This is a genomic window from Rickettsia endosymbiont of Ixodes scapularis (assembly GCF_000160735.1).
GTDB classification, from domain to species: Bacteria; Pseudomonadota; Alphaproteobacteria; order Rickettsiales; family Rickettsiaceae; genus Rickettsia; species Rickettsia tamurae.
Window position 1 is genome coordinate 1,807,762 of the sequence record NZ_CM000770.1, and the last position, 6,399, is coordinate 1,814,160.

Here is a 6,399-nt window from a genome sequence, read left to right on the forward strand (position 1 = left end):
CTTACTACATGACAATTTTTCATTTTATCATCTTTGGATATTGGAATATCAAGGACAACAGCTGTATCCAACGTACTAATTGAGTAGAAATATTATACAAGATATTAACCAATGTATCTAATCCAACACGAAATATACTATTTTGCCTATAACCATGTTTTTTAATAACTATTGGTTTATCTAAAACTATAATCTCTCCAGTTTGATAAGCTAGGCAAAATGCAATAGACAATATTTGCATCAATGTATCTAATCGTAAATCATTAGTAATATGAGTTGCTTCACAGTTGAATCCTGCTGATTTAAAAGCTTTGAACATTGTTTCAATTTGCCATCTTTGAGCATATATCTCAGCAGGATTTTTGATCTCATCACTATGTATTAAGACTGCAAGTTCACTCTTCTTATTTCTGATCCCTACTACATTAAATATTTCACCTTTTGTATCAATTCTACGTTGTGACAAACTCACATGCGATCCTATGGCTAGAGGGCGAAATAACTCTTGTATTTTAACCATTTTTCCCCTTGCATTACTGATATATTGTCCATTTTCTCTAACTCGAAAAACGTATCTTATTTGATTTGTTCTAAGCCAAGAGAGCCATTCCTTACCTATAAATTCTCTATCAGCGGTTAATGCTTCAATGCGGTTTTTGTCAAAAACTTCTAAAAAACACTCCATCAGATCAATACGCTCAATATAATCAGAGTTACCACACTTTTTATCACTTAGAAAATTCCAAAAAGGGGGATCGCTATACCATGAAAACTGACAGCTAAATATAAAATATTTATATGTCGTTTACCAAATTTCCAATTCGTTCTATCTAAACACAATACCCATTTTTGCTCCTGCTCAAACCCAGTCATCATGACTAACATAACAGGTAATACTCTCCATGATATTGAGATTTCAGAGATAAATCTTTGCATCCTTCTATACCATGAAGCTGCTTTAATCCCAGACGGCATTCTATTGCATAACAATGACATGTTTACTGTCCTGCTGTTAAGCATTGAAATGATAAATAATCCTAAACATTTTGCTCTTGATAAATTAAGTGAAATATGTTTTTGTAATAATTCGACTAGAGGGGCGGAATGATCTTTCATATGTAAACCAAGTTCTTTCCCCGTTATCATCATGAATTATCAGCAAAATTCAATCCTTTAGTCCTTACATCTCTAAAAATTGTCATGTAGTAAGCATATTAATAAATCAATTATAGTAAATATTTTTTAATAAATCAATCACATATTTATTATTTGCTAAATATAAATAAAATGATTACCATATATTATGTCTTGTCTACTTATATCCTAATAAATAGTTTAATTAAAAATTAAAAGTTGTACAACAATTTTTTATTTTAAACATATATTTTTATGTCACTTATTAACTTTATTTAATTTAAACTGTATAATGTATAATTTAATTATGTCAAATGATAATTTACAACCGCCTGCTCTTTCTAAAAAGCAATTATTTGCTTTTTTTGGTATGGTTGTCGGGATGTTTATGTCGGTACTTGATATTCAGATTGTCGCTAGCTCATTATCCGTAATAGCTGCCGGTCTTGCTGCATCAAGCGATGAGCTTTCTTGGGTTCAAACATCGTACTTAATAGCTAAAGTTATCATTATTCCTATTACCGGCTTTTTAGCAAGGTTGCTTTCTACTAGAATTTCTTATTTTATTGCAGCTTTAGGGTTTACGGTTATGAGCGTATTATATTCGCTTGCAACTAATATTGAATCCATGATTATCTTTAGAGCATTACAAGGATTTTTTGGCGGTGCTATGATACCAACGGTCTTTAGTACCGTTTTTATAATTTTTCCTGCATCGCAACGTCCTACCGTTACTATCTTAATTGGACTTATCGTAACTGTTGCCCCTACTTTAGGACCTACACTCGGTGGATATATTACGGAGATTTTATCATGGCATTTTATGTTTTTATTAAACTTCATACCCGGTATTTTCGTATGCACGGTAGTTTTTTATATGGGGATTTTGATAAACCAAATTATAAATTACTGAAAAATTTTGATTTTCTCGGTATATTATTAATTGCTTTAACGCTCGGCTTATTACAGTATGTTTTAGAAGAAGGAAACAAAAAAGGTTGGCTTGAGGATAATTTAATATTATTCTTAAGTATTGCAGTAGCTTTAGGTTTTATTTTATTAATCATTAGAGAACTAACCTTTATTAATCCAATTTTAGACTTAAAAAACATTTCTTTATAAAGACTTTACTTTTGGTTGCCTTTATTCGTTCGTTATGGGTATCGGATTATACGGGGCAGTATATATATTACCGCTATTTCTCTTTACTATTGCCGGATATGATACATTACAAATCGGGGCTACTATGATGGTGACGGGCGGAGCACAATTTTTATCTGCACCACTCGCCGGTAGAATGTTAGGGCTAGGAGTAGATTTACGCCTGATGCTTATTATAGGGCTTGTTAGTAAACAAATTAAATAATGATGCTTTTGTAATTGCAATAAATAATATATTTAATATGATAGGGCTGTTATTTGTATTTATAATGCTACTAATACCTTTTACTTCAAATATCAAATTAACCGGAAATGTTAATGCTCACTAAAATTAAATTTATATTATATTTTCCTTGGTTATTATTAGAAATATGGAAATCAGCTTTCTCGATTATTAAAATAATTTGGCAAAGAAAGATAGGGATAGAACCGATTTTTGAATGGGTTGACGCAGAAGGGCTAGAAGAAATAGGCGAAATAATGTATGGTAATTCGATTACTCTAACTCCAGGTACAGTAACACTTGATATAAATAATAATATGTTATTAGTGCATGCACTTAATAAATCATCGATTACCGACCTACAGAGAGGTATAATGATTAAAAAAATTAAGCAGATATTAAAAACAACTTGAAGTAGAAAATGATGTCAGATATAAATGCTCTAAAGTATAAAAAAGTTTTACTTAAAGTTTCAGGGGAAGCTTTAATGGGAGACAAGCAATTTGGGCATGAATATGACGTAATAAAAAAGATTGCCGGCGATATTAAAGAAGTTATCGATTTAGGAGTAGAAGTCGCTATTGTAGTCGGCGGTGGAAATATTTACCGCGGGATTAATGCAGCACTCGTCGGTATGGATCGAGCTTCAGCGGATTATATAGGTATGCTCGCAACGGTAATTAATGCTTTAACACTGCAAAACGTTATGGAAAGCCTCAATATCTATACAAGGGTTCTATCGGCTATTCCTATGATGAGCGTGTGCGAGCCTTATATTCGCCGCAAAGCTAAAAGACATATGGAAAAAAAGCGTGTAGTAATTTTTGCCGGCGGCACGGGTAACCCATTTTGTACAACCGATAGTGCTGCAGTACTTCGTGCAATCGAAATGAATTGCGATATTTTATTAAAAGCAACTCAGGTTGACGGTGTATATGATTCCGACCCTAAAAAAAATCCGGATGCTAAAAAATATTTCACTATCAGCTATAAAGATGTTATAACTAACAACCTACAAGTCATGGATACAGCAGCTATTGCAGTTGCAAGAGAAAATAAATTACCTATAAGGGTATTTTCGATAAAAGAACAGGGAAATTTTGCTAGAGTAATACAAGATAAAGGGGAATATACGACAATTGAGGAAATGTAGTATAGTGTCATACCGTGGCTTGACACCGGTATCCATAAAAAAGGAAAAAAACTGGATGCCGTGATCAAGGAACTAGCATGACATAGAACTACACCGGTAATGCTTATACCAAATAAAAATATAATTATTAGTATGGATAAAATAAAGATGGGTAAAGAGAATTTAAAGAAAAACTTACAAGAAAAGATGGAGAAAGCTCTCAAAGTTTTAGATCATGAGCTTAAAGGGCTACGTACGGGTAGAGCTTCGGTTAATTTGCTTGATAGTGTAACCGTAGAAGCTTACGGAAGTAAAATGCCGCTTTCACAAGTTGCTTCTCTATCCACCCCTGATGCACGAACAATTAACGTGCAGGTTTGGGATAAATCTATGGTATCATCGGTAGAGAAAGGAATTACGATAGCAAATCTTGGCTTAACTCCAGCAACAGACGGTCAATTAATCAGACTACCTATACCGGCTTTAACCGAAGAAAGGCGTAAAGAATTGGTAAAGCTTGCTCATAAATACGGTGAAGATACTAAAATTTCATTACGTAATATTAGAAGAGACGGTAATGAAGAACTTAAAAAGCTAGAAAAGGATAACGTTATCGCAAAAGATGAGCATCATAGCTTATCTGAACAAGTACAAAAGTTAACCGATGATTATAGTAGTAAAGTTGACTCGGTAATAAAACAAAAAGAACAAGAAATAATGACTGTTTGACTTTCTATGTCATTCCTGCTTTAGATTTGTTGCGTGGATACTGAATCGTCATTGCAAGGAGCGAAGCGACGTGGCAATCCAGAAAAATAATTAAAAAATTCTGATTTACAGAATATCGATCCACGCAAGCAAGCTTTCACGGGAATAACATCATACCATTACCACTCAAAATAATAAAACTATGATAACAAAAGAAGAAACACAGAAAATAGCAAAATTAGCTAGATTAAAATTTGAAGAAGATACTGTAGAAAAATTTTCTGCTCAGCTTAGTACTATTATGAATATGATTGATATTTTAAATGAAATAGATTGCAAAGATATAGAGCCTTTAACTTCGGTTTCTAATATGAATGCTAGAATGCGAGAGGATGAAGTTACGAGTTCTGATTTATCAAACAAATTATTTGATAATGTAAGCGGAAATAGTGCTCAGCTTGCTAAAGAAGTAAAATATTTTATCACTCCAAAGGTTGTTGAATAATTATGACGGAACTAAACAAATTAACAGTAGCAGACAGTGTAAAAGGTCTAAAAAATAAAGATTTTACAAGTAAGGAATTAGTTAATGCACATATTAAACAAATAGAAAAGCATAAAAACCTAAATGCTTATGTTACCGAAACTTTTGATTTAGCTTTAAAACAGGCTGAAGCAGCCGATCAAAATTATGCTCAAAATAAAACAAGAACACTTGAAGGTATCCCGTTTGCCGCTAAAGATCTTTTCTGCACGAAAGGAATTAGAACTACGGCATGTTCTAATATACTGAAAAATTTTATACCTAATTATGAATCAAGTGTTACACAAAATATTTTTGATAAGGGCGGTGTGATGCTCGGCAAAACCAATATGGATGAGTTTGCTATGGGTTCAGCAAATATCACTAGTTGTTTTGGAAATGTAATTAGCCCTTGGAAAGCAAATGATGATAATGCTGATTTAATTCCAGGCGGTTCTTCAGGCGGTTCAGTTGCGGCAGTTAGCGGATTTATGGCATCTGCTGCTCTTGGTAGCGATACAGGCGGTTCGGTACGTCAACCTGCAAGCTTTACGGGTTTAGTCGGGTTTAAACCGACATATGGTCGTTGCTCAAGATACGGAATGGTATCGTTTGCTAGCTCACTTGATCAAGCAGGGATATTTACTAGAAGCGTTTTAGACAGTAGCATCATGCTTGAAGCGATGATGGGGTTTGACGAAAAAGATTCTACTTCGATTAAAGCAGAAGTTCCAGAGCTACAATCCGCTATCGGAAGTTCTATGAAAAATATGAAGATAGGCGTACCTCTTAGCCTTGGTGAAGGTGGTATTATTGAACCTGATATTATGAAAATGTGGCAGGATACCATAGAGCTACTTAAAAACGCCGGTGCTGAAATAGTTGATATTACTTTGCCGCATGCTAAATATGGTGTTGCCGTTTATTACGTAATAGCACCGGCTGAAGCTTCTTCAAATTTATCTAGATATGACGGTGTTAGATACGGTCTTCGGGTAGAACGTGAAAATATGACGCTTGACGAAATGTATGAAATGACTAGATCAGCCGGATTTGGAGAGGAAGTAAAACGCCGTATTATGATTGGAACATATGTGCTTTCATCTAGTTGTATGGATGCATATTATCTAAAAGCTCAAAAAGTACGTCATTTAGTTGCAAACGATTTTAATAATGCTTTTGCAAAAGTTGACGCCATTTTGTTACCTGCAGCACCGACCGAAGCTTTTAAGATCGGTGAAAAACAAAATGATCCGACTATTATGTATTTAAACGATTTATTTACTATTCCTGCAAGTTTAGCCGGTTTACCTTGTGCATCGGTTCCTGCCGGATTATCGGCACGAGGTTTACCTCTTGGGATGCAGATTATAGGTAAACAATTAGATGAATATAATGTTTTGAAAGTAGCATCGACAATTGAGTCAGGTGTAAAACATATTAAATTTGAGCCAAAGGGTTTTTAATTATGGCATATATTGAAGGTAATACGGGGAAATGGGAATATGTAATAGGGCT

The 6,399-nt window shown here is 33.9% G+C and carries 7 protein-coding genes and 1 pseudogene; 6 read left to right on the forward strand and 2 right to left on the reverse strand.

What is annotated here, in order from left to right:
- Window positions 1-19: 19 nt before the first annotated feature.
- Entirely contained in the window at window positions 20-787 is a 768-nt protein-coding gene (locus REIS_RS13465) for an IS4 family transposase (RefSeq protein ID WP_338109802.1), read from the reverse strand.
- A complete protein-coding gene (locus tag REIS_RS13470; protein WP_008579269.1) occupies window positions 733-1,149 on the reverse strand; it encodes a hypothetical protein in 417 nt (138 codons plus the stop codon). Before REIS_RS13470 ends, REIS_RS13465 begins: the two co-directional genes overlap by 55 nt.
- Before the next feature lie 292 nt (window positions 1,150-1,441).
- Between REIS_RS13470 and REIS_RS09150 the strand changes: the two are divergent.
- From REIS_RS09150 to gatA, 6 genes and pseudogenes are all read left to right on the forward strand, one after another.
- Window positions 1,442-2,624 (forward strand): annotated as a pseudogene (locus REIS_RS09150) (DHA2 family efflux MFS transporter permease subunit).
- The gene (locus REIS_RS09155) at window positions 2,608-2,931 is read left to right on the forward strand and encodes a monovalent cation/H+ antiporter subunit E (RefSeq protein ID WP_008581289.1); all 324 of its coding nucleotides are present in this window, start codon (window positions 2,608-2,610) and stop codon (window positions 2,929-2,931) included. The pseudogene REIS_RS09150 and the gene REIS_RS09155 overlap by 17 nt, the downstream one beginning before the upstream one ends.
- A gap of 8 nt (window positions 2,932-2,939) precedes the next feature.
- On the forward strand, window positions 2,940-3,671 hold the full coding sequence (gene pyrH, locus REIS_RS09160) for a UMP kinase (protein WP_008581290.1): 732 nt from the start codon (window positions 2,940-2,942) through the stop codon (window positions 3,669-3,671).
- A 147-nt stretch (window positions 3,672-3,818) separates the two neighbouring features.
- On the forward strand, window positions 3,819-4,379 hold the full coding sequence (gene frr / locus REIS_RS09165; protein WP_023507574.1) for a ribosome recycling factor: 561 nt from the start codon (window positions 3,819-3,821) through the stop codon (window positions 4,377-4,379).
- A 181-nt stretch (window positions 4,380-4,560) separates the two neighbouring features.
- Window positions 4,561-4,863 carry an Asp-tRNA(Asn)/Glu-tRNA(Gln) amidotransferase subunit GatC gene (gene gatC, locus REIS_RS09170; RefSeq protein WP_008581292.1) on the forward strand — a complete coding sequence of 101 codons (303 nt, stop codon included), beginning with the start codon at window positions 4,561-4,563 and terminating at the stop codon, window positions 4,861-4,863.
- A gap of 2 nt (window positions 4,864-4,865) precedes the next feature.
- Window positions 4,866-6,347 carry an Asp-tRNA(Asn)/Glu-tRNA(Gln) amidotransferase subunit GatA gene (gatA, locus tag REIS_RS09175; protein ID WP_008581293.1) on the forward strand — a complete coding sequence of 494 codons (1,482 nt, stop codon included), beginning with the start codon at window positions 4,866-4,868 and terminating at the stop codon, window positions 6,345-6,347.
- Window positions 6,348-6,399: the final 52 nt, after the last annotated feature.

Coding starts and splice junctions, on each gene's coding strand:
- REIS_RS13470 (WP_008579269.1), bottom strand. CDS start 1,149: ATGATGATAACGGGGAAAGAACTTGGTTTACATATGAAAGATCATTCC.
- REIS_RS09155 (WP_008581289.1), top strand. CDS start 2,608: ATGTTAATGCTCACTAAAATTAAATTTATATTATATTTTCCTTGGTTA.
- pyrH (WP_008581290.1), top strand. CDS start 2,940: ATGATGTCAGATATAAATGCTCTAAAGTATAAAAAAGTTTTACTTAAA.
- frr (WP_023507574.1), top strand. CDS start 3,819: ATGGGTAAAGAGAATTTAAAGAAAAACTTACAAGAAAAGATGGAGAAA.
- gatC (WP_008581292.1), top strand. CDS start 4,561: ATGATAACAAAAGAAGAAACACAGAAAATAGCAAAATTAGCTAGATTA.
- gatA (WP_008581293.1), top strand. CDS start 4,866: ATGACGGAACTAAACAAATTAACAGTAGCAGACAGTGTAAAAGGTCTA.